15 protein-coding genes are annotated in these 20533 nt (G+C 66.1%); 2 read left to right on the top strand and 13 right to left on the bottom strand.

Translation table 11 applies throughout. The annotated features are described in order from the left end of the window. Positions 1 to 6: 6 nt before the first annotated feature. From ACSQ3S_RS11820 to ACSQ3S_RS11810, 3 genes are read right to left on the bottom strand one after another with little or no spacing between them, the layout of a single operon-like run. Positions 7 to 1878 (bottom strand): CocE/NonD family hydrolase, encoded by a 1872-nt coding sequence (locus tag ACSQ3S_RS11820; RefSeq protein ID WP_436142465.1) that lies wholly within the window; start codon positions 1876 to 1878, stop codon positions 7 to 9. Positions 1879 to 1902: 24 nt separating this feature from the next. Then, positions 1903 to 3354, bottom strand: coding sequence for a YfcC family protein (locus ACSQ3S_RS11815; RefSeq protein ID WP_436142464.1), 1452 nt, complete (start codon positions 3352 to 3354; stop codon positions 1903 to 1905). Positions 3355 to 3380: 26 nt separating this feature from the next. Next, complete coding sequence (locus tag ACSQ3S_RS11810; RefSeq protein ID WP_436142463.1) at positions 3381 to 6248, bottom strand: TonB-dependent receptor; 2868 nt, start codon at positions 6246 to 6248, stop codon at positions 3381 to 3383. 256 nt (positions 6249 to 6504) lie between these two features. Here ACSQ3S_RS11810 and ACSQ3S_RS11805 point away from each other — a divergent pair, with 256 nt between their 5' ends. After that, entirely contained in the window at positions 6505 to 8031 is a 1527-nt protein-coding gene (locus tag ACSQ3S_RS11805; RefSeq protein WP_436142462.1) for a DUF1800 domain-containing protein, read from the top strand. Between the two features lie 11 nt (positions 8032 to 8042). Then, on the top strand, positions 8043 to 9230 hold the full coding sequence (locus tag ACSQ3S_RS11800) for a DUF1501 domain-containing protein (protein ID WP_436142461.1): 1188 nt from the start codon (positions 8043 to 8045) through the stop codon (positions 9228 to 9230). A gap of 6 nt (positions 9231 to 9236) precedes the next feature. Here the strand turns inward: ACSQ3S_RS11800 and ACSQ3S_RS11795 are convergent, their stop codons facing one another. From ACSQ3S_RS11795 to ACSQ3S_RS11750, 10 genes are all read right to left on the bottom strand, one after another. Continuing rightward, positions 9237 to 9794, bottom strand: a complete 558-nt coding sequence (locus ACSQ3S_RS11795) for a TetR/AcrR family transcriptional regulator (RefSeq protein WP_176653785.1) — start codon at positions 9792 to 9794, stop codon at positions 9237 to 9239. Positions 9795 to 9804: 10 nt separating this feature from the next. Continuing rightward, a complete protein-coding gene (locus ACSQ3S_RS11790; protein WP_176653784.1) occupies positions 9805 to 10272 on the bottom strand; it encodes a DUF1348 family protein in 468 nt (155 codons plus the stop codon). Positions 10273 to 10368: 96 nt separating this feature from the next. Continuing rightward, positions 10369 to 12711 carry a TIM-barrel domain-containing protein gene (locus tag ACSQ3S_RS11785; protein ID WP_436142460.1) on the bottom strand — a complete coding sequence of 781 codons (2343 nt, stop codon included), beginning with the start codon at positions 12709 to 12711 and terminating at the stop codon, positions 10369 to 10371. A gap of 122 nt (positions 12712 to 12833) precedes the next feature. Next, a complete protein-coding gene (fdhD, locus tag ACSQ3S_RS11780) occupies positions 12834 to 13652 on the bottom strand; it encodes a formate dehydrogenase accessory sulfurtransferase FdhD (protein WP_436142459.1) in 819 nt (272 codons plus the stop codon). Between the two features lie 56 nt (positions 13653 to 13708). Next, a complete protein-coding gene (locus ACSQ3S_RS11775; RefSeq protein WP_176653782.1) occupies positions 13709 to 14482 on the bottom strand; it encodes a GNAT family N-acetyltransferase in 774 nt (257 codons plus the stop codon). A 97-nt stretch (positions 14483 to 14579) separates the two neighbouring features. Next, a complete protein-coding gene (locus ACSQ3S_RS11770; RefSeq protein ID WP_436142458.1) occupies positions 14580 to 15164 on the bottom strand; it encodes a hypothetical protein in 585 nt (194 codons plus the stop codon). 20 nt (positions 15165 to 15184) lie between these two features. Next, complete coding sequence (locus ACSQ3S_RS11765) at positions 15185 to 15565, bottom strand: response regulator (protein ID WP_176653780.1); 381 nt, start codon at positions 15563 to 15565, stop codon at positions 15185 to 15187. Continuing rightward, positions 15562 to 18231 carry an ATP-binding protein gene (locus tag ACSQ3S_RS11760; protein ID WP_436142457.1) on the bottom strand — a complete coding sequence of 890 codons (2670 nt, stop codon included), beginning with the start codon at positions 18229 to 18231 and terminating at the stop codon, positions 15562 to 15564. Before ACSQ3S_RS11760 ends, ACSQ3S_RS11765 begins: the two co-directional genes overlap by 4 nt. After that, complete coding sequence (locus ACSQ3S_RS11755) at positions 18212 to 18994, bottom strand: substrate-binding periplasmic protein (RefSeq protein ID WP_436142456.1); 783 nt, start codon at positions 18992 to 18994, stop codon at positions 18212 to 18214. Before ACSQ3S_RS11755 ends, ACSQ3S_RS11760 begins: the two co-directional genes overlap by 20 nt. Before the next feature lie 17 nt (positions 18995 to 19011). Further along, entirely contained in the window at positions 19012 to 20466 is a 1455-nt protein-coding gene (locus ACSQ3S_RS11750; RefSeq protein WP_176653778.1) for a Ppx/GppA phosphatase family protein, read from the bottom strand. Positions 20467 to 20533: the final 67 nt, after the last annotated feature.

Genomic DNA, 20533 nt, shown 5'->3' with positions numbered 1-20533 from the left:
GGCGCCTCATCCGGGTATGACGGGCAGCACCACATGCGAGGGTCGCGAGCGGTCGAGGTAGAGGCGGTTGTGCGCCACCACCGGAACGCTGGCGGTGCCGGCCGGCGCGCCGGTGTTGGGGTTGGCATCGAAATGCGGGAAGTTGCTGCTGCTGATGTCGATGCGTATGCGATGCCCTGCCTCGAAGCGGTTGCTGGTCGGGTAGGCTGGAATCTGGATCTGGTAGACGACATCGGCTTCCATCGGCGTTGGGTGTTCAAAGGAGTCGCGAAAACGCATCCTCAGTATGCCATGCGCCAGGTTGATTGCACAGCCGTCCGGATAGTCCGCGCTGGGCGGATACACGTCCAGCAGCTTGATGGTGAAGTCGGTGTCGCGCGCCGACGACGATACCCACAGCTTCGCCACCACCTGCCCTGTCAACTCGACCGCCGATTCCAGCGGCGCCGTCTCGAACACCAGCACGTCCCGCCGCTGCGCCAGCGGTCCATATGGCGGCCGGGCGCCGAACACGGCCGCCGTGGTGCGCTGGTCGAAGGAGCCGGCCGCCATCACCGGCGCGCCGGAGGCGATGGCGCCGCCTATCGTCGGCACCGGATCGGCCGGGTCGTAACGGTAGCCGCGCCAGGGGGCGGACGCCGCAGGCGGTTCGGGGGCCAGCGTGCCATCGCCATGCAGATGGAAAACGGCGGCCTGCGCCTGCGGCAGCGGCCAGTCCTGCTCGTCGCGCCAGCGGCCGCCGTGATCCAGCCTGCCGTCGGCGTTCCTGCGGCCGCTGCCGCCGCCCATGACGAAGATTTTTACAGGGGCCGGCAGATAGTCCGGCGCGTTGCCGTCGCCGCGCAGGTGGCGGTCGAACCAGGCCAGCCTCAATGCCGGATAGTCCGGTGCGATATTGCCGTCCAGCGTGGCGGCGGGGCCGAAATCCACATCGCCCGCGTATGTGACCGAGCGCTGTCCATGCGTCCACGGTCCCAGCACCAGCTTGACCGGTGCCTGCTTGATGCGTGACAGGCCGGTGTAGTTTTCGATCGCCGTCAGCGAGTAGGGATCGAACCAGCTGCACAGGTGGACCATCGGCACGTCCGGCCACTGCGCGTGGTGGCCGAGCGCGTACAGTGCAGGGCCGCGCCAGTAGTCGCTGAAGGTCTCGTGCCGCCACTGCTCCAGCACGAACTGCTCGTACTCGGGCGCCGCCGTCACCGGCGAGTGGCCGGGCAGCCAGGGATTGACGGCCATCCAGTCGCGGATATCCTCGCGTTCCAGCGCTTCGCGACGGCGCGCGGATGCCTGCGTCTCCGGCGCCAGGCGGGCATGCTTGAAGGCCCAGGTCAGCTGCTTCAGTTCAAACGCGCCGCCCTGCCGTATGCCGCTGTGGAAGGCGCTGGAAAATCCGCCCGAATCGAGGAACATCGCGGCCAGCCCCGCCGGCGCGCCGGACGCCAGCGCGCTTTGCGCGTGCGCCCCGTACGACAGACCCAGCGTGCCGATGCGTCCATTGCACCACGGCTGCTGCAACAGCCAGCGCATGGTGTCGACGCCGTCCTCGCTTTCGTTGACGTACTTGGTAAAACCGCCTTCGGAGGCGTAGCGCCCCCGGCAATCCTGGATCACATAGACGTAGCCGGCGGCGGCGAACCATGCCGCCAGGTCGGGTTTGGATCGGGGCACCGGGTCGGCCGCGCTGCGGTCGCCCTGGTTGGTGCCGCGTTTGTTGTAGGGCGTGCGCTCCAGCAGCACGGCGTAAGGTCCCTGGCTTGCCGGGCCGGGGAAGTAAATGTCCGCGGCCAGGCGCACGCCGTCGCGCATGGTGATCAGCACATTCTGCTGGACCAGCGCGGCGCCGTCGAGGTGGTGGGTGGTGGTGTTGCCAGCCATGTGAGTCTCAATTCTGCATTAACGTTAATAGCCGGTCAGCACGGCGATCACCAGTGCAGCTATCGACAGCACGGTGAACAGGCCGAAGATCGGCAGCACGAAACGGAACCAGCGGCCGTAGGCGATATTGGCGGTGGCCAGATACGCCAGCAGCATGCCGGAGGTGGGCGCGAACATGTTCATCAAGCCGTTCCCCAGCAGGAAAGCCAGCACCGTGGTCTGGCCGCTGACGCCGACAGTGGCGGCAATCGGCCCCAGGATGGGAATACTGAGCGCGGCCTTGGCCGAGGTGGAGGGAATCAGCAGCGTCAGGAACATCTCGAACACCATCACCAGCGGCGCCACCACCACCGGCGGCAAATGGCCGACATGGTGCGAGGCCCAGGCGATGATGGTGTCGAGGATGCGGCCCTCGCGCAGCACCAGCTCGACGCCACGCGCCATGCCGATCAGCAGCGCGGCCAGCATCATCGAACGCATGCCGTCGACAAAAGCGTGTGCGCCTTCGCGCGGCGTCATGCCGGCGGCGACGCCGATGATGACGGCGGCGGCCACGAACAGCGACGCGAACTGCAGGTCGCGCCAGCCCATTTCGGCCGAGCCCCAGATCAGCAGCACCACCGTCGCGCCCACCGTCAGCAGCACCGCCAGGTGGCGGACCGACAACCTCGCGGCACTGGGCGCCTGCGCCTGCTGCGTGCCGCTGCGACCAAGGCGGATCACGACGCCGATGGCGATGGTCAGCATCACCACCCAGATCGCAAAGCGAAATCCGGCGCCGCTAAACACCGGCACGCCGACCACCGATTGCGCGATCAGCAGCGCCACCGGATTGGTGACCGATGCCAGGTAGCCGACCTTGGCCGCCAGCGTCAGCATGGCGAAGCCGTACATGCGGCTGCGGCCCATGCGCTCGGCCAGCGCGATGACGATGGGGATGATCAGCAGGTATTCCGAGATCAACCCGAGGAAGGTGCTGCCGGCCGAGATGGCGATCATCACCACCGGCGTGACGATGCCGACCCGGCCGCCGGTCAACGCCAGCAACCGTTCGATGCCGGCGTCCAGCGCGCCGGAAGCGCGCAGGACGCCGAACATGCCGCCCAACAGCAGTATCATCGAGATCAGCGCCGACGACTTGACCAGCCCCGCAGGTATCGTCGTGACGATGGCCGCCGGCGACACCGGCGACACCGTGGCGGGACGCTCCTCCCTGACTGCCTTGCCGCCCTCCTCGCCGCGCCTGGCCGATACCGTTGCAGGCGGCAGCAGCGCGGCGAGAGTCAGCTCCTTGGGCAGCTCCTGGTAGGTGCCCGGAACAACCGGCGCCGTCTCCGTGCCACCCTTGCGCTGATACTCGCCGGATGGCATCAGCCATGTCAGCCCCACCGCCACCGCCAGCGCGGCCAGCATCATCATCACCGGATCCAGCGCCCAGCGCCGCTGGGTACCCTCTTGTTTGCCGCCGTGGTTCATCGTGCGTCCGTTTCAGGTCGTGGTGCTTAGAACTTGCTCGATACCTTGGCGTAGAAATAGCGTCCACGCACGTCGTAGGTATAGATGTCGAAGTTGATCGGATTGTTCGCGGCCGACAGCGGCGGTTGTTTGTCCCACAGGTTGTCGATGCCGAAGGCCAGGTTCACTTTCCCGCCGGGCAGCGTGTAGCCGAGCTGCACGTCCTGGTAGGTGATCGCCGGCACGGTACCGCCATTGACCGCGTTGTTCGGCAGGTCGGCGCTGTGGCCGATGTAGCGGGCCTTCCAGGTGGCGCTGTAGTTGCTTGCCAGGTAGCGCAGCGAAGCTTGCGCCTTCACGCGCGGGAAGGTGGAGCGCGGTTGATCAGACTTGCCTGCGCGGTCGTCCACCACCACGGTGCCATCGGACTGCGGCACATACGAGCGGTACTTCTCCAGGTAGGATACGTCCAGCGCCGAGTCGATCTTGGCCGATGCGACCGGGAACACATAGCGCGCGGTGGCGTCGATGCCGGCCACTTCGATGCGCGACAGATTGACCACCGCCTGCGTCAGCTGGCGCACTTCGCCGGTCGGATTGCGCAGCACCAGGTCGCAGTAGTTGCCGGTGTTGGCGCAAGCCTGCATGATCTGCGTGCCCGTTTGCGAGGCGATGGCGTCCTTCACCTTGATCAGGAACTTGTCGGCGTTGAAGCTCAGGCCCGGCACCGAGGCTGGCGTCCATACCAGACCAAGGCTGTAGGTATCGGCGGTCTCCGGTTTCAGGTTGACGTTGCCGGCGGTGATGCCAGGTGTCAGGCCGCCGTTGAACTGACTCTGGTTGTAGCCGGCCGGTACGCCGGCGCAGCCGGGCTTGCCGGTGCCGCCGCCGTTGCACGGATCGACGGTCTGGAAGTTGGTCTGGCGCTGTCCCTGGTACAGCTCCAGGATGGACGGCGCCCGGAAGCCCTGCGAATAGGTGCCGCGCGCCAGCAGCGACGCCACCGGACGATACAGCACGCCCAGCTTGCTGGTGGCCTTGCCGCCCACCGTGGAATAGCGCGAGTAGCGCACCGCCGCGTCCAGCTCCAGCTTCTCGATACCCGGCAGGCCCGAAAGTATCGGCGCGCTCAGTTCCGCATAGGCTTCCTGCAGGCTGTAGCTGCCGCGCGTGATGTCGCGCGCCGGCGATGTGGTGGTGGCCTGCGCAGCGCCGCCCAGCAGCGGTTGCACCGTCGACGGCGCCGCGACGAAGGCGTCCGGCATGTCCTCGGCCTCCTCCTTGCGATACTCGTAGCCGGCCGCCAGGCCGAGCGAACCGCCTTGCAGCTCCATCAGCGTGCGCGTTGCGTTGACGGCGAAGTCGGTCTGGGTGGCGTTGTTGGCGTCGTGCGCGTTGTAGCGCATGTAGTCCGCCATCGCCGGCGTGATGCTACCGAACAGGTTGAGCGGCACGCAGCCCGGCGTGGCCGTGCACTTGGCCGGCGAGCCGATGCCGAGGTAGATATGGTCCAGGTTCAGCTGGTTGTTCGAATCGAAGGTGGCCCTGCTGGTGGTGCGCGACAGCGTCGCGTCCCAGTCCCAGTCGCCATAAAACTCGGTCTTGCCGTTCACGCCCAGCAGCAGGCGCGCGGTGTCGACGTTCTGGATGTTGTTACGGTTGCCCACTTCGGTCGGTACGCGCTGGATGCGGAACGCAGATCCGGAGAAGCCCAGCGCATTCGCGGCCGGCACGCCGTTGGCCGTGCCGAACGGGTTGTACTGCTGGTCGACCGGAATGGCGAAGCCGTTGCTGCCGCGGATATCGAGCGGGAACGGCGCGAACAACTGGCTCGATTCGCGCGTCGAATACATGCCCTCGACATGGGCGGTGATGTCGTCGTTCAGGCGATACGTCAGGCGGCCGAACAGGCCGGCGCGGCGGCTCGGGCCATTCGAATAGATGCCCTGGGTTTGCGTGTTGTAGTAGTCGCCGGGCAGCGCGGCGGTGTGGAAGCTGTCGTCGGCCAGCGCGCCGGCGCCCGGGGTGAGCGCGCCCTGGTTGCGGGTGATGGCGTTGGCCGCGTTCGACGCGAAACCGGCGCCGGTGCCGAAGTATTTGTTGTTCGACAGGCCGGGCAGCACGTACAGCCCCTGCGGGCTGGTGGGCGCCGCCGTCAGCGGCGACAGCGCGGCGCGGGTGGCGTCGCGGTCCGCCGTCAGAATGGGCTTGGAGTCGTTGTAGCTGGCCGAAAGGAACACCGAGCCCTTATCCAGCTTGGTGCCCCAGTTGATAAAGCCGTTGTAGTTGCGGGCGTCGCTGCGCGAACTCTCGCCGATGCGCAGGTCGGTCTCGAAGCCTTCCAGCTTGCGGCGGGTGTGGATGTTGACCACGCCGGCGATGGCGTCGGCGCCGTAGATCGCCGAGGCGCCGTCCTTCAGCACTTCGATATGGTCGATCATGCCCAGCGGGATGGAGTTCAGGTCGACGAAGTCGCGGAAGCCGCGCCCCCCGGTGGCGTTGACCCAGCGGTGGCCGTCCACCAGCACCAAGGTGCGGTTGCCGCTGCCTTCCGCGCTGCCCAGGTAGCGCAGGTTGATCGAGCTGACGCCGAACGCGGTGCCCTGCGTGCCGTTGGAATTGAGGCTGACGCCGACGTTCGGCATGGCCTGCAGCAGGTCGCCGACCGATGTCGGCGCGGCGTATTTGATGTCATCCTTGGTCAGCGTCAGCATCGGGCCGACGGTGTCGTTGTCGCGCCGGACGATGCGCGAGCCGGTGACCCGCACCACTTCCACCGGCGCCGCGTCGGCCGCCGTGCCGGCGCTCTCCGTCGCCGCCTGCTTTACCGCCTCCTGTGCCGCGGCGCCGGCGGCCGTGGAACCCAGCGCCAACATGGTCGCCGCATACAAGGACCAATTCTTATTCGAAGCCATTGCTTTCCCCATTCATTGTTCGGTTTACTATCAGATTGCTACGTTCTTGTGCACGGATCAAGAATATGAGCAAACCGGAAACCATCACAATCGTATGACGAAAATCGATGACCTTATGTTTTTTTGATATACAGGCGGGAACAGCCGTAACATTTTGTTGCACGATACACAAAAGACATACAGCAATTGAGCAAGCTTGGCATACTGTTCCATCTATACTCCGCCGATGAGGCCGACAACCATGCCGATACCATCCATGCCTACCCGTTCCCTGTCCGGTTGGGGCGCCCTGTTGCTGCTGGCCGGCTGCGCCGCGACCGGCGGGGCCGGCCCCTCCGCCGTCACGCCGGAGCAGCTGAGTGGCGCCCTGAACCGCGTCAGCTGGGGCGTCAGCCTGGGCACCTACCGGCAAGCGGAAAAAATCGGCTACGAAGCGTGGCTGGAGCAGCAGCTGCATCCCGCGCCCGCCGTGCTGCCGGCCGCCGTGCAGGCGCAGATCGACGCCATGACCATCGCCAGAAAGCCGCTGGTGCAGCTGAACCAGGACCTCGAGCAGCAGCGCAAGGACGCCGACAAGATCGCAGTCGACGACGAGAAGAAAGCCGCGCAGCAGGCCTACCAGCAGGAGATGAACCGCGTGGCCAAGGAGGCGGCCACCCGCTCGCTGCTGCGCGACCTGTACTCGCCCAACCAGTTGCAGGAGCAGATGACGTGGTTCTGGCTGAACCACTTCAACGTCCATCAGGGCAAGAGCAACCTGCGCGCGCTGGTCGGCGACTACGAGGACACGGCCTTGCGCCCGCACGCGCTGGGCAAGTTCCGCGACCTGCTGGCGGCCACGCTGCGCCATCCGGCCATGATCCGCTACCTGGACAACGAACAGAACGCCGCCAACCGCATCAACGAAAACTATGCGCGTGAACTGATGGAGCTGCACACGCTGGGCGTGGACGGCGGCTACAGCCAGCGCGACGTGCAGGAGCTGGCGCGCATCCTCACCGGCGTCGGCGTCAACCTCGGCACGGCGGCGCCCAACGTCAAGAAGGAATTGCAGGCGCAGTATGTGCGTCAGGGCCTGTTTGAATTCAACCCGAACCGCCACGACTACGGCAACAAGGAGTTCCTGGGACAGACCGTCAAGGGCCGGGGCCTGGCGGAAGTGGACGAGGCGCTGGACCGCCTGAGCCGCCATCCCGCCACGGCGCATTTCGTCAGCCGCAAGCTGGCGCTCTACTTCGTCGCGGACGAGCCGCCGCCGGCGCTGGTGGAACGCATGTCGTCCACGTTCCTGTCCAGCGATGGCGATATCGCCGCCGTGCTGCGCACCCTGTTCACGTCGGCCGAGTTCACGCAGTCGCTGGGCGGAAAATTCAAGGACCCGGTGCACTACGTGGTCTCCGCCGTGCGCCTGACCTACGACGACAAGACCATCCTCAACACCGGGCCGATGCTGTACTGGCTCACGCGCATGGCCGAACCCCTGTACGGCCGCCAGACGCCGGACGGCTATCCGCTGACGCAGTCGGGATGGGCCAGTCCGGGCCAGATGACGACCCGCTTCGAGATCGCCAAGGCCATCGGCTCCGGCAACGCCGGCCTGTTCAAGACCGAAGGCCCGCAGGCGCAGGAGCGCCCCGCCTTCCCGCAACTGGCCAACGCGCTGTACTACCAGTCGCTGCAAAAGACCATCGCCCCCGCCACGCTGAAGGTGCTGGACCAGGCCACCTCGCCGCAGGAGTGGAATACCTTCCTGCTGTCGTCGCCCGAACTGATGCACCGCTAAGGAGAAGCGCCATGAAACGCCGCACCCTGCTTCAATCGCTGGCCGCCCTGCCCGCCGCCGCACTGGCCGGCAACCTGTGGGCCGCGCCGGCCAGCAAGACGCGATTGCTGTTCGTCTTCATGCGCGGCGGCTACGACGCCACCAATCTGCTGGTGCCGATCTCCAGCCAGTACTACTACCAGGTGCGGCCCAACATCGCCGTGCCCAGGCCCAGCGCCGAGCTCAATTCCGCGCTGCCGATAGACAGCGACTGGGGCCTGCATCCGGCCCTGCGCGACAGCATCTACCCGCTGTTTACGGCGGGCCAGGCCGCCTTCGTGGCGTTCGCCGGCACCGAGGATATCTCGCGCAGCCACTTCGAAACGCAGGACAGCATCGAACTGGGCCAGCCGCTGGACCGCACGCGCGACTACCGCTCCGGCTTCCTGAACCGGCTGGCCGCGACCCTGAACGCGGACAAGGCCAGCGCCATCTCCTTCACCGACCAGCTGCCGCTGATCATGCAAGGCAGCGCGCAGCTGCCGAACATGGCGCTGCGCTCGATCGCCAAGCCCTCGGTCGACGCCCGACAGGCCAGGCTGATCGCCGCCATGTACGACGGCACGCCGCTGGCGCAGCAGGTGCGCGACGGCTTCGTGGTGCGCGAGGACGTGATGAAGGAAATGATAGGCGAGATGGACGCGGCCAACCGCAACGCCATCACCGCCAAGGGCTTCGAGCTGGAAGCGCGCCGCATCGCCAAACTGATGAAGGACAAATACAACATCGGCTTCGTCGACGTCGGCGGCTGGGACACGCACGTCGGCCAAGGCGGCGCCACCGGCTACCTGGCCGGCCGCCTCGATGAACTGGGACGCGGCCTGGCCGGCTACGCGCAGGAGATGGGGCCGGACTGGAGGGACACGGTGGTCATCGTCGTCAGCGAATTCGGCCGCACCTTCCGCGAGAACGGCAACCGCGGCACCGACCATGGCCACGGCACCGTGTACTGGGTGCTGGGCGGCGGCGTCCAGGGCGGCAAGGTGCGCGGCGAGCAGATACGGCTGGAGCAATCGACGCTGTTCCAGAACCGCGACTACCCGGTGCTCAACGAATACCGCGCCATGTTCGGCGGCCTGCTGGCGCGCATGTACGGCCTCAATGCCGGCCAGGTCGAGCAGATTTTCGGCACCAGGGGACGCGACATCGGGCTGGTATAAAACGGACTATGGCTGCGACAACCTTTGCCGCATGCGCTCCAGCGTGCGCATGAACAGTTCCGGTTCGCCAGCCGCGCGGGCCAGCACCAGCGCGCCCTGGATGCCGCCGACGATGTCCTCCGACAGCGCCCGCGCGGCAGCGGGCTCACGGCCGGCGCGCAGCAGCGCATCGGCCAGCGCATCGACCCATTCGGCGAAGTAGCCCTGCACCTTGGCGGCGAAACGGTCGCGCTCATAGCCCAGCGCGAACACGCCGACCAGGCACACCTTGCGCCCCGAGAGAAAGTAACGGCCGACCGCGACGAACATCCGCTCCACGCCCTGCGCCGGGTCCTCCGCGCGCAGCGGCTGGAACACCTGGTCGCGGAACCAGCCGTCGATCTCGGCCAGCACGGCGTCGGCCATCTCGTCCTTCCCACCGGGGAAGAAGTTGTAGATGCTGCCCTTGCCCAGCTTCGTCCCTTCCGAGATGCGGGCCAGGCTCGCGCCCTCGTAGCCGTAGGTGCGGAACACTTCCGCCAGCAGCGGAATCACGTCGCCGCGTTCGACCATTACTCTTGCCATTTTTACTTTCTTAAAAACCGAAATCGCTCAATCCCGGATGATCGGCCGGGCGCGGCGCGTTCTGATCCCAGAAGAACTTGCGCTCGGCCGCCGCGATCGGCGCTTCATTGATGCTGGCCAGGCGCAGGCGCATCAAGCCGTCGTCGTTGAATTCCCAGTTCTCGTTGCCGTAGGCGCGATACCACTGGCCGGAGTCGTCATGGTATTCGTAGGCGAAGCGGACCGCAATGCGGTTGCCCTCGAATGCCCACAATTCCTTGATCAGGCGGTACTCCTGTTCGCGCGTCCATTTGCGCGTCAGCAGGCCGACGATCTCGGCGCGGCCGGTGACGAATTCGGCGCGGTTGCGCCAGCGGCAGTCCTCGGTGTAGGCCAGTGAAACCTTCTCTGGATTGCGGGTATTCCAGCCATCTTCGGCCATGCGGACTTTTTGGATCGCGGTTTCGCGGGTGAACGGTGGCAGCGGGGGGCGGGTCATGAGAGTTCCTTTTGAGGATAAGTGAGATTGTACCGATCGGTACAATCAATATAATCCGCCGACCGCCGGGATGCAAGCGAAATTTTTACTCGATTATTAGCGGCATGCGGGCAGGCCGACCGAGACCGCCTGTCCGCTGTAGCTGACCGCGACCGCCTTGCCTTGCGGCGCGGCGCCGCAGACGATGCTGAACGTCTGCCGCGCCGGCATGCCCGGATACTGCCCCTGGCGCGCGGACAGCGTCAGCTGGCGCGTCTTGTCGTTCCATTCCAGACGCGTGGTGGCGTAGCGCCCCTGCTCGTAGCCGTAGCCGTCGCCTTCATCGTCGTACAGCTCGAAGCTGGCGTCGCGGCCGGGATAGACGCGCAGCTCGAGCGGCGCGCTGCTCGGCTCATCCGCATACTGCTTGACCGGGCCAAGCGGCACGATGCTGCCGGCGCGCGCAAACAGCGGCAAGGTCGCGATATCGGCCTTGGCGGCGATGACCTGGCCGCCCGCATGGCGCGCGCCGGTCCAGAAATCGATCCACTGCCCGCCGGCCGGCAGGTATACCGTGCGCACCGCCGCCGACGGCTGCACCACCGGATTGACCAGCAAGGCCGGGCCGAACATGTACTGGTCGGTGATCGCCAGCGCTTCGCGGTCGGCGCGGAAGTCCATCGCCAGCGGACGCATCATGCTGCCGCCACGGTGCGTCACGTCCCACGACATCGAGTAAATGTACGGCAGCAGGCGATAGCGCAGCCGGTCGTAAGACAGCAGGATCTTCTGGGTCGCGGGCGGGAACTGCCACAGTTCCTTGCCGTCCCCGGTGCCGTGGACGCGGAACATGGGATTGAACGCGCCGAACTGGTACCAGCGCGTGAACAGCTCCGCATAGGCCGGATCGCTTGGCTTGCCGCCAAAGAAGCCGCCGATGTCGGCCGACCAGTAGGGAATGCCGCTCAGGCTGAAATTCAGGCCGGCCGGAATCTGGCGCCGGAAGGTGTCCCAGTTGCCGTTGGTGTCGCCGGACCAGGTGATGGCCGCGTTGCGCTGCTGGCCGGCGTAGGCCGAACGGGTCAGGATGAAGGAACGCTTCTCCGGCACATCGCGCCGCGCGCCCTGGTACACCGCGGCGGTGTGCCACAACGGATAGGCGTTATAGACCTCGGCGCCCGGCCCCTGCGCGGTGGCCACGGACCGCATCTGGCCCCAGTCGCCGCCCAGTTCCGCCTCGCTGCCGTCGAGCCACCAGCCGTCGAAGCCGAGGCGGCCCAGGCGCTGCATGATCTGCTGCCAGTACAGGGCGCGGCCGGACTCGGAAAACGCGTCGTACCAGCGTCCCTTGCCCTCGGGGTAGACGTTGCGGTAGGTGGCCGGGTAGACCGCGCCGGCCTGATCGAGCGCGGCCAGATTGGCCAGCCCGAGGTCGAACCTGGCCCAGACCGAGATGATGGAATGAATATGGTCGGCATGCAGCGCCCGCACCATGCCGGCCGGATCGGGGAAGCGGGCCGGATCGAATTCGTGACTGCCCCAGCCGCCTTGCGGCCAATACTGCCAATCCTGCACCACCGCGTCGAACGGCACGCCCATGGCGCGGTAGCGGCGGCCGACGGCCAGCAATTCCTCCTGGGTTTGATAGCGTTCCTTCGACTGCCACAGTCCCCAGGTCCAGCGCGCCATCATGGGTGCGGCGCCGGTCAGGTCGCGGTAGCCGGCGATGACCTGGTCAAGCTCCGGGCCGAGGATGAAATGGTAGTCGATCCCCTGCCCCGCCTCAGAACGCAGCACCAGTTGCCCGCTTTGCGGCAGGCCGGCGTCGACATCGGTGACCGCGGCGTTGTTCCACAGGATGCCGTAGCCGGCCGACGACACCAGCATCGGCACGCCCACATCGCGATTGGCCTGCTGCAGCCGCACCGTGCTGCCGCGATAATCGAGCAATCCGTTCTGATGCTGGCCCAGCCCGTAGATGGCTTCTTCGCCCATGCCGAACGACTGGCTCAGCGCCCCGCCTCCGGGTGGCGGCAGCTGCGGCGCCCCGCTCTCGGCGACGACCGGCTTGCCGGCCGCATCGAGAAACGCCACCGCGCCGCTGGCCTTGTCCACTACGACCCCCAGCGCCGGCATCGACAGCTCCACCTTGGCGCCGCTGTCGTTGACCGTCCACGCAACGGTACGCGGCGGCGCGATCACCGCCGGGTTGTAGCCGCCCTGCCAGCCGGCGTCCCGCGCATAGCGCACATGGATGATGCGGTCGGACCAGGGTTCGAGCGACAGCATGCCGCTGGCCGTCTTGATGCGCAGCCCTTGGGCGAAGCGTTCGACCGACAGCACGGCGTTCCCCTGCTGCGCCATGCCGGCGGCGGACGGTTCCGCGCCGAAGGCCGGCGCGGCCGCCGAGGTGGAAAGCAGCATGGCGGCCAGCAGATGGCGGGAGATGGTTCGGTTCATGGCAAGCGGCGGCGAGTATGGACAACAGCCGATACTAGGCACTTCTCCCTGATGCGGCCAATAACTTTTTGGTGCGTTCAGATACCGCTTTGGGTATCGCTTCAGGTATCGCAGCGATCAGATCAGGTATATTCCACGCAGCCGTCCTTGCGGCAGAAGCTCACCAGCTTGACGCGCGCTTCGGCCGCGATGTCGATCGCCAGCGTGCTCGGAGCGGAGATCGTCGCCAGCATCGGGATGTTCATGCGCGCCGCCTTGCGCACCAACTCGTAGCTGGCGCGGCTGGACATGAAGACGAAGCCGCCCTGCATGTCCACGCCGTCGCGCGCCAGGTGGCCGATCAATTTGTCGAGCGCATTGTGGCGGCCGACGTCCTCGCACACGCGCAGGACGGCGCCGCCGGCATCGCACCATGCGGCGCCGTGCACGCCGCCGGTGGCGCTCATCAGCTCCTGGTGCCGGCCCAGCTCCGCCACCGCGCGGGCGATTGCCGGCGGCAGCGTGGCCGCGTCATGCAATGGCGGCGCCGTGATCGGCGGCGGCGACATGTCCAGTAATTCCAGGCTCTCGACGCCGCACACGCCGCAGCCGCTGCGGCCCGCCATCGAACGGCGCTGCTGCTTCAGTTGAACGAAATCTTCCTGGGCGATGGTGAGGTTGACCTCGAAGCTGCGCGCGTGCTCCCGCAGTTCGATGTCGAATACATCGCCGGCCTTGGCGACCAGCCCTTCGGTGAGCGCAAAGCCCAGCGCGAATGCTTCCAGCTCGCGCGGCGTGACCATCATGACGGCATGCGAAATGCCATTGACGACCAGCGCCACCGGCAGCTCCTCGGCGACGCGGTCGTTGGCGCGGCCGGCATTGTCGGACGATGTGCCGCGATGGCGCAGCACGGAGCGTTCCTGGTATCCGGTCCGGTCGGTCTCTGTATCGAACTTCATTGCAGCCCCGCAGAATAAGCACTGCGGCTTATTCTACACGGGGCGGCGGGGATCCGTCAGGCAGCCATCTGTTCGCCTGCCACGCCGTAGTGGCGGGCATAGCGGCCGTCCAGGTTGGCCAGCGGCAGCAGCAGGAACAGGTCGGCGCTTTCGAAATCAGGATCCCATGCCGGTTCGCCGCAAATCCAGGCGCCCGAACGCATGTAGCCCTTCAGCAGCGGCGGCACCTGCGGCTTTTGCGCCGCTTCCAGCTTGGAGAACGGGAACGGCAGGTGCGGCGTGACGCGGTACTCGGACGGCGCCAGGTGCTGTGCCGCCAGCGACTGGTAGACGGCGACGGCATTGTGGCCGCCATCGGCCAGGCTGATGCTGGCGCAGCCGACCAGGTAGTCGCAATTCTCGCGGCGCATGTATTCGGCCAGGCCGGACCACAGCAGCATGATGACGCTGCCGCCGCGGTAGTCGGGGTGGATGCAGGCGCGGCCCGCTTCGACCATGCGGCCGCGCAGGTTGTTCAGGCGGCCGAGGTCGAACTCGCCCTCGGAGTAGACGCGGCCCAGTTTGCGGGCGCGCGAGGCGCTCAGCAGGCGGTAGGTACCGACCACTTTCAAAGTGGCGGTATCGCGCACGATCAGGTGATCGCAGTGCTCGTCGAATTCGTCGCTGTCGAGACCATCTTCGCGGACGAGCGAACTCAGTCCCATGGTTTCGATGAACACCTTGTAGCGCAGGCGTTGAACTTCACGCAGTTCTTCCGGCGTGCTTGCCATACTGAGTACCAGCTTGCCGGACGTTGCTCGGGCGTCCGCTTGTATGATCGAGGTTTGCATGCTTCATCCTTTCTGTGGAAGACGAAGCAAGCGTAACCAGCGAATACTTCAAGAAAATGACAGCCTAATGTCATTTTCGTGACATGTTGTTTTTAAATCAGCTTTTCTTTGGACGGCCGGTCTTCAGCTGCGGCAGGCTGGTCAGCACATTTTGCAGCGTGGCAAGGTCGATCTGGCTGATCAGGGCGACGCCGATACGCAGCAATTCGCTCTTTTTGATCTCGAAACCGGCTTTCAGGCAGGCTTTCTTGACCTGGCCCAGCACCGCATATTCCTGCTCTGGCATGGTGAAGCTGTCGCGCACCAGCTTTTCCTTCTGAACCTTGACCTTGGCTTCCGGCGCGGCTGGCTTGGCTGCGGATGGCTTGGCTGCGGCCTTAGGCGCTGATTTGGCTGCGGCCTTCGAGGCGGCTTTAGGGGCTGCCTTGGGTGCTGGTTTGGCCACGGCCTTAGGTGCGGCTTTAGGAGCGGCGGCTTTAGGTGCTGCCTTGGCGGCAGCAGCTTTCGGCGCAGGTTTGGCGGCGGCCTTCACGGCTGGCTTGGCTGCGGCCTTCGGCGCTGCTGCCTTCGGTGCGGGTTTTGCGACGGCAGGCTTGGCGGTTGCGGGTTTTTCGGCGGTCTTTGCGACAGGTTTGTTCATATCTACTCCATTTTTTTCAACAATATAAACAATATATATCATTTACGCAGTTTTTGCTTGCCTCATCGCAAATGCGCCGCGACGCGAGTAAATAAAACGTCCGGATTGACCGGCTTGCGCAGGAAATCCACCGCGCCCACGCTGCGCCCCATGGCCTCGTCTTCGGCCTGGCTCTTGGCGGTCAGGAACACCACCGGAATGGCGCTGCTGCGCGGATCGGCTTTCAGCCGGCGACAGGTTTCAAAGCCATCCATGTCCGGCATCATGATATCGAGCAGTATCAGGTCCACCGGCGCCGCGGCGACGATCTGCAGCGCCGTGGCGCCGCTGGTGGCGACCTTGGTGTTGTACTTGTCCTTCAAGAGGCTGGACAACAGCGTGATGTTGTCGGGCGTATCGTCGACGATCAATACAGTGGGCAGGTTTTTATTTTTCGTGTTCATGGGTTCTCCTGGTCTCTTGCTGCTGCCGCCAGCAACTTGCCGGCGGCTTCGAATTCGTAATGCTCCATGTGGCTGGTGAGGCGGCCCATCGTCAGCGGCGGCAACAGCGTCGCCAGGGCTTCGCGCACGCTGTCGAAATAATCGAGGCTGTCGCCGCTGAACTCCGCCAGCAGCGCCCGCAGTTCCGCCAGCGCCTGGTGCGCATCCTGCCCGCCGGCGTCGGCGCGCGGCGGCAGCGGCGGGATCACCTTCATCGACAGCCCGAGCCAGCGCGTCAGCACGCTGTAGAGGCGCTGCGGATCGATAGGCTTGGTGATGTAGTCCTGCATGCCCTCCTCCAGGCACTGCGCACGCATGCCGGCCAGCGCGTTCGAGGTCACGGCCACCACCGGCAGCTCGTCGAAGCGGCTGTCCTGGCGCAGCAGGCGCACCGCCTCATGGCCGTCCATCACCGGCATGCCCAGGTCCATCAGCACCAGGTCGTAGGTGTCCGGGCCGGCCGCGTGCAGGCGGTCCAGCGCCTCGCGGCCGTTATGGACCACATCCACGCTGACGCCCTGCAGATCCAGCAGTCCGATGGTCACATCCTGGTTGACCAGGCTGTCGTCCGCCAGCAGGACGCGCGCCGCGCGGCGCGGCGACTCCTGCAGCGTCAGCTCCCCCGGCTGGGCGGGATACAGGGCCGCCTGCTTCTTCAGCGCCGATGCGTCGGACAACGCAAACTGCAAATCGAAATGGAAGGTCGAGCCCTGCTCGACTTCGCTCTGGACGTCGATATGCCCGCCCATCAGCCGCACCAGCTGCTGCGAGATCGACAGTCCCAGGCCGGTGCCGCCGTAGTGGCGGGTGGTCGAGCCGTTGGCCTGGCTGAAGGCGCGGAACAGCCGGGACTTCTGCTGCGCCGTCATGCCGATGCCGGTGTCGCGCACCGAGAAGCGCAACGTGGCTTTGCCGTCGTCGACCGCCGGCTCGCGCACCGAGCAGCGCAATTCCAGTTCGCCCTCGGCGGTGAACTTGACCGCGTTGTTGGCCAGGTTGATCAGCACCTGTCCCAGCCGCAGTGGATCGCCGACCAGGTAGGGCGGCACGTCCGGCGCCACTTCCACCAGGTAGCGCAGCTGCTTGTCGGCCGCCCGCTGCGCCGTCACGCTCGACACATTGGCCAGCACCTCCTCCAGCGCAAACGGAATCGCCTCCATTTCCAGCCGCCCCGCCTCGATCTTGGAGAAGTCCAGGATGTCGTTGATGATCCCCAGCAGCGACAAGGCCGCGCGGTGGATCTTGCTGATGTAGTCGTGCTGCTTGGGCGTCATCTCCGTGCGCAGCGCCAGGTAGGCCATGCCGATGACGGCGCTCATCGGCGTGCGGATCTCGTGGCTCATATTGGCCAGGAATTCGGATTTGGCGACGTTGGCCGCCTCCGCCATCACGTTGGCGTTGACCAGCTTTTGCTCGCGCTCGCGGCGGTCGCTGATGTCGCGGATGAAGGCGCAGAATTCGTAGCTGTCCTGCCCTTCCGACTTGACCTGCGTGATCGCCAGTTCGATCGGGAATTCCTCGCCGCTGCGGCGCAGCGCCACCACTTCGATCCGGGTGTCGAGCACGGTCCGGGTCGCGCTGCCGCCGGCCATGTAGCGCTGCATGCCGCGCCGGTGGTCGTAGCGGTAGCGCGGCGGGATGATGGTCTTGTCCAGCGCCAGGCCGATCGCCTCGTCGCGGCTCCAGCCGAAGATCCGCTCGGCCTGCGTGTTCCAGCCGACGATGCGTCCGGCCAGGTCCATGCGCACCACCGCGTCGAGCGCGGTATCGACGATGGTCTGCAGCTTGGCCTTGCTGTCGCTGACCATCTGCATGGAACCGGTCAGCTCCCGGGTACGGGCGTCGATGCGTTTTTCCAGGTCGCTGTTCAATTCGCGCAGTTCCTGTTCCGCGTCGCGCAACCGGGTCATGGTGTCGCGGAAGCGCAGCACGGCGTCGGACAGGCGCCCGACCTGGTCCTCGCGGCCGATGCCGGAGAGGTTGATGTCGGTCTCGCCGCGCGTCAGCTTTTCCAGCCCGTCCTGGATATCGGCGAACGGCCGCGCCGCGCGCCGGCCCACCACGAAGATCGACAGCACGATCCCCAGCGCCAGCAGCAGGTTGGCCGCCACCGTGTTGTAGATCTGGCGGCGCAGGTCCTGGTCCATCTGCTGGCGCGAGAACGCCAGGTCGATGGAGCCGACCGGATAACTGCGGCGCACGTCGGTGAAGTTGATGTCGCGATGCACCTTGATCGCCGCCACCGGCTCGCGCAGCGGCGACACGTAGCTGGCCAGCTCCGCGCCGTTCGGCGCCAGCACGCGCAGCACCAGCACCTCAGGCGTGGCGCCCGAGGCGTCGACCACGCTGGAGACAGCGGCGCTGTTGATGTCGAACAGCGGCCGCGCTAGCGCCTGCGATAGCACGTCGGCCAGCCGCTCGGCGCGCTCGCGCAGGTTCTGCTCGGCCTCGGTGCGCAGCGTCTTCATCACATAGGTGGTGTAGACGGCGGTCGACAGCGCCACCGCCACGAAGATGCCGAAGCCAAGGCGAAGCAGGATGTCGCGCCGCCATGCGCTGCGCAGGCGCGCCAGCGGGCCGCCCGGGATCAGCACCGGATCCAGCGCGTCAATGACGGACTCCTTCAATAGCTTCGAGCTTCCTGTAGGCGGCGCTGTTGCGGGCTTCCTCGACCGCGCGCCAGATGCGCTCGGCCAGCTGCGGCCGCGCCGCCACCATGCCGTGCGACAGGATCAGGAAGTACGGCTTCTCGATGATGGGCACCGGCAGCTGCTCGAGCTGCGGCGCCAGCGGCCCGTTCATCAGGCCATGGGCGTCGCTGCCGCCGACCGCCGCGGCGGCCACGCGGCCGGCGATCAGCTTGCGCGCCAGCTCGTCGGCCCGCTGGCTGCCCTCGTCCACCTCGATGTTCTGCGCGCGCAGCACGTCGCCGACCGAGTAGCCCAGCTGGAAGCCGACCGCGCCGTCGAGGTTGCGGAAGCTCTTGCCGTCCCAATCGACCCTGCTGCCCTTCTTGCGGATCACCACATAGCTGTCGACGTGCATGCGCTTGCCGGCGTCGATCTGCTGCCCGCCCGGATACTCGCCCAGCTCGCGCCGGTCCGGCTTGTAGCTGACGGCGAAGGCGCCGTCGACCGCGTTCGCCTTCAGCTGCGCCAGGCAGCGCTTCCATGGGATGCCTTGAAATTCGAAATGGATGTCGAGCCGCTTTTCGACCATCTTGAGCAGCTCGAAATTCAGGCCGCCCCCTTTTTCGGTACGCCAGGGCAGCACGTCCTGCTGCTCGAAGCACAGCGTGACGTTGGTGTCCCCGACCTTGTCGGCGGCGGCGGCTGGAAACGACAGGGCCAGCAGCGCATAGGCGCAGCAGCGTTTGATCCTGTCGGTCATGGGCATCTCCTCGATATTTAGCCGCTGGCGCGGATGCTGAAGTCTACACCGACTTCATCCCACTGCTCCTGTTCCTTCTCCAGCCAGTAGGACAGTGTGGGATGGTCGCTGACCCATTCGCGGCGGATTTCCAGCTCGATGCGGTTCTTCATGCGCAGGCGGATCAGCGTGAAGTCGATGTCCAGGCGCGAGTGCATGAACAGCACCGCCAGCCGCAGCGCCACCACCGCCTTGACGAAATCCGGGTCCGCCAGCGCGTCGACCACCTTGCGCAGGTTGCCCTTGTGCGCCAGGATCAGGCGGCTCATGGTCTTTTGCTCGCGCGCGGTAAAGCCGGGCAAATCCGCGTTCTCGATCATGTAGGCGGCGTGCTTGTGGTAGCCGGTGTGCGACACCACCATGCCCATTTCATGCAGCAGCGCGCTCCAGTACAGGTGGCGGGTGTACAGGTCCGACACCGGCTTGGTCTGCATGTACAGCGCCAGCGCGTCGTCGGCCACGCGGTTGGCGCGGCGTTCGTCGACGTGGAAGCGCTGCACGCAGGCCTGCACCGATTGCTCGCGGCGGTCGCGCTTGGTCGAACGCAGGTGCAGGTCCCACATCACGCCCATGCGCAGGCCGGCCTCGATCGGCTGCACCACCGGGATATCCAGCTCGCGCACCAGCCCGATCAGGATCGCCAGGCCGCCGATGATGGTGCTGGCGCGGTCCGGCCGCAGGCCGGCCATCTCGATCTTGCCGACGTGGCCGAATTCGATGAAGCGCTGTTTGAGCGCGTTCAGCGTGGCGGCGTTGACCTCGCGGCCGATGCCGTTCTTGACGATGATGTCGGCGATGGTGCGGGCGGTGCCGGACGAGCCATAGCACTGCTTCCAGAACTGTGGATGGTAAGGCGGCGCCGCATCCTCGAAATGGCTGCGCGCCGACAGGATGGCCGCCTCGAAGGACGGCGCGTCGACCCGGCCGCCGACAAAGAAGGACAGGCTTTGCTTGACCGTGCCGACGCTGAACGACTCGACCTTTTCGATCTCCTGGCCGCGCCCCAGTATCAGCTCGGTGGAGCCGCCGCCGATGTCGATCACCAGCCGGCGCTCGCCGGGCAGCGATACCGCGTTGGCCACGCCCATGTAGATCAGGCGCCCCTCCTCCTCGCCGGAGATGATCTCGATCGGGTAACCGATCGCCAGCTCGGCCTCGGGCAGGAAGGCGGCGGAATTGCGCGCCACGCGCATCGCCGACGTGGCCACCACGCGCACCGCGTCGAGGCGGTAGGCGGCCAGCACGGCGCGGAAGTTTTTCAGGCAGGCCAGCGCGTTCTGCATGGCGGCCGGCGTCAGGTTGCCTTTTTCGTCCAGCCCTGCGGCCAGGCGGATCGGCTCGCGCACGCTTTTGAGGACGCGGATGGCCTCCCCGTCATGCTTGCCGATGTGGAGGCGGAAACTGTTGGAACCTAAATCTACTGCTGCGTACATATATGGAAGCCTCTCTCGGCAAACGGCAACGAAGGCTCGCGGGTGATCAAACAGAATAAATCAAACT

It is taken from the genome of Duganella sp. LjRoot269, assembly GCF_964254095.1.
Lineage (GTDB): Bacteria > Pseudomonadota > Gammaproteobacteria > Burkholderiales > Burkholderiaceae_D > Rugamonas > Rugamonas hordei.
Note: the sequence above shows the minus strand (reverse complement) of the source record. Positions and strands in the feature narration are given on the sequence as shown.

Excerpts from the sequence above, each read along its gene's own strand:
- ACSQ3S_RS11815 (WP_436142464.1), bottom strand. The coding sequence starts at position 3,354 with ATGAACCACGGCGGCAAACAAGAGGGTACCCAGCGGCGCTGGGCGCTG.
- ACSQ3S_RS11750 (WP_176653778.1), bottom strand. The coding sequence starts at position 20,466 with ATGTACGCAGCAGTAGATTTAGGTTCCAACAGTTTCCGCCTCCACATC.
- fdhD (WP_436142459.1), bottom strand. The coding sequence starts at position 13,652 with ATGAAGTTCGATACAGAGACCGACCGGACCGGATACCAGGAACGCTCC.
- ACSQ3S_RS11785 (WP_436142460.1), bottom strand. The coding sequence starts at position 12,711 with ATGAACCGAACCATCTCCCGCCATCTGCTGGCCGCCATGCTGCTTTCC.
- ACSQ3S_RS11810 (WP_436142463.1), bottom strand. The coding sequence starts at position 6,248 with ATGGCTTCGAATAAGAATTGGTCCTTGTATGCGGCGACCATGTTGGCG.
- ACSQ3S_RS11770 (WP_436142458.1), bottom strand. The coding sequence starts at position 15,164 with ATGATATATATTGTTTATATTGTTGAAAAAAATGGAGTAGATATGAAC.
- ACSQ3S_RS11800 (WP_436142461.1), top strand. The coding sequence starts at position 8,043 with ATGAAACGCCGCACCCTGCTTCAATCGCTGGCCGCCCTGCCCGCCGCC.
- ACSQ3S_RS11765 (WP_176653780.1), bottom strand. The coding sequence starts at position 15,565 with ATGAACACGAAAAATAAAAACCTGCCCACTGTATTGATCGTCGACGAT.
- ACSQ3S_RS11755 (WP_436142456.1), bottom strand. The coding sequence starts at position 18,994 with ATGACCGACAGGATCAAACGCTGCTGCGCCTATGCGCTGCTGGCCCTG.
- ACSQ3S_RS11805 (WP_436142462.1), top strand. The coding sequence starts at position 6,505 with ATGCCTACCCGTTCCCTGTCCGGTTGGGGCGCCCTGTTGCTGCTGGCC.
- ACSQ3S_RS11795 (WP_176653785.1), bottom strand. The coding sequence starts at position 9,794 with ATGGCAAGAGTAATGGTCGAACGCGGCGACGTGATTCCGCTGCTGGCG.
- ACSQ3S_RS11820 (WP_436142465.1), bottom strand. The coding sequence starts at position 1,878 with ATGGCTGGCAACACCACCACCCACCACCTCGACGGCGCCGCGCTGGTC.
- ACSQ3S_RS11790 (WP_176653784.1), bottom strand. The coding sequence starts at position 10,272 with ATGACCCGCCCCCCGCTGCCACCGTTCACCCGCGAAACCGCGATCCAA.
- ACSQ3S_RS11775 (WP_176653782.1), bottom strand. The coding sequence starts at position 14,482 with ATGCAAACCTCGATCATACAAGCGGACGCCCGAGCAACGTCCGGCAAG.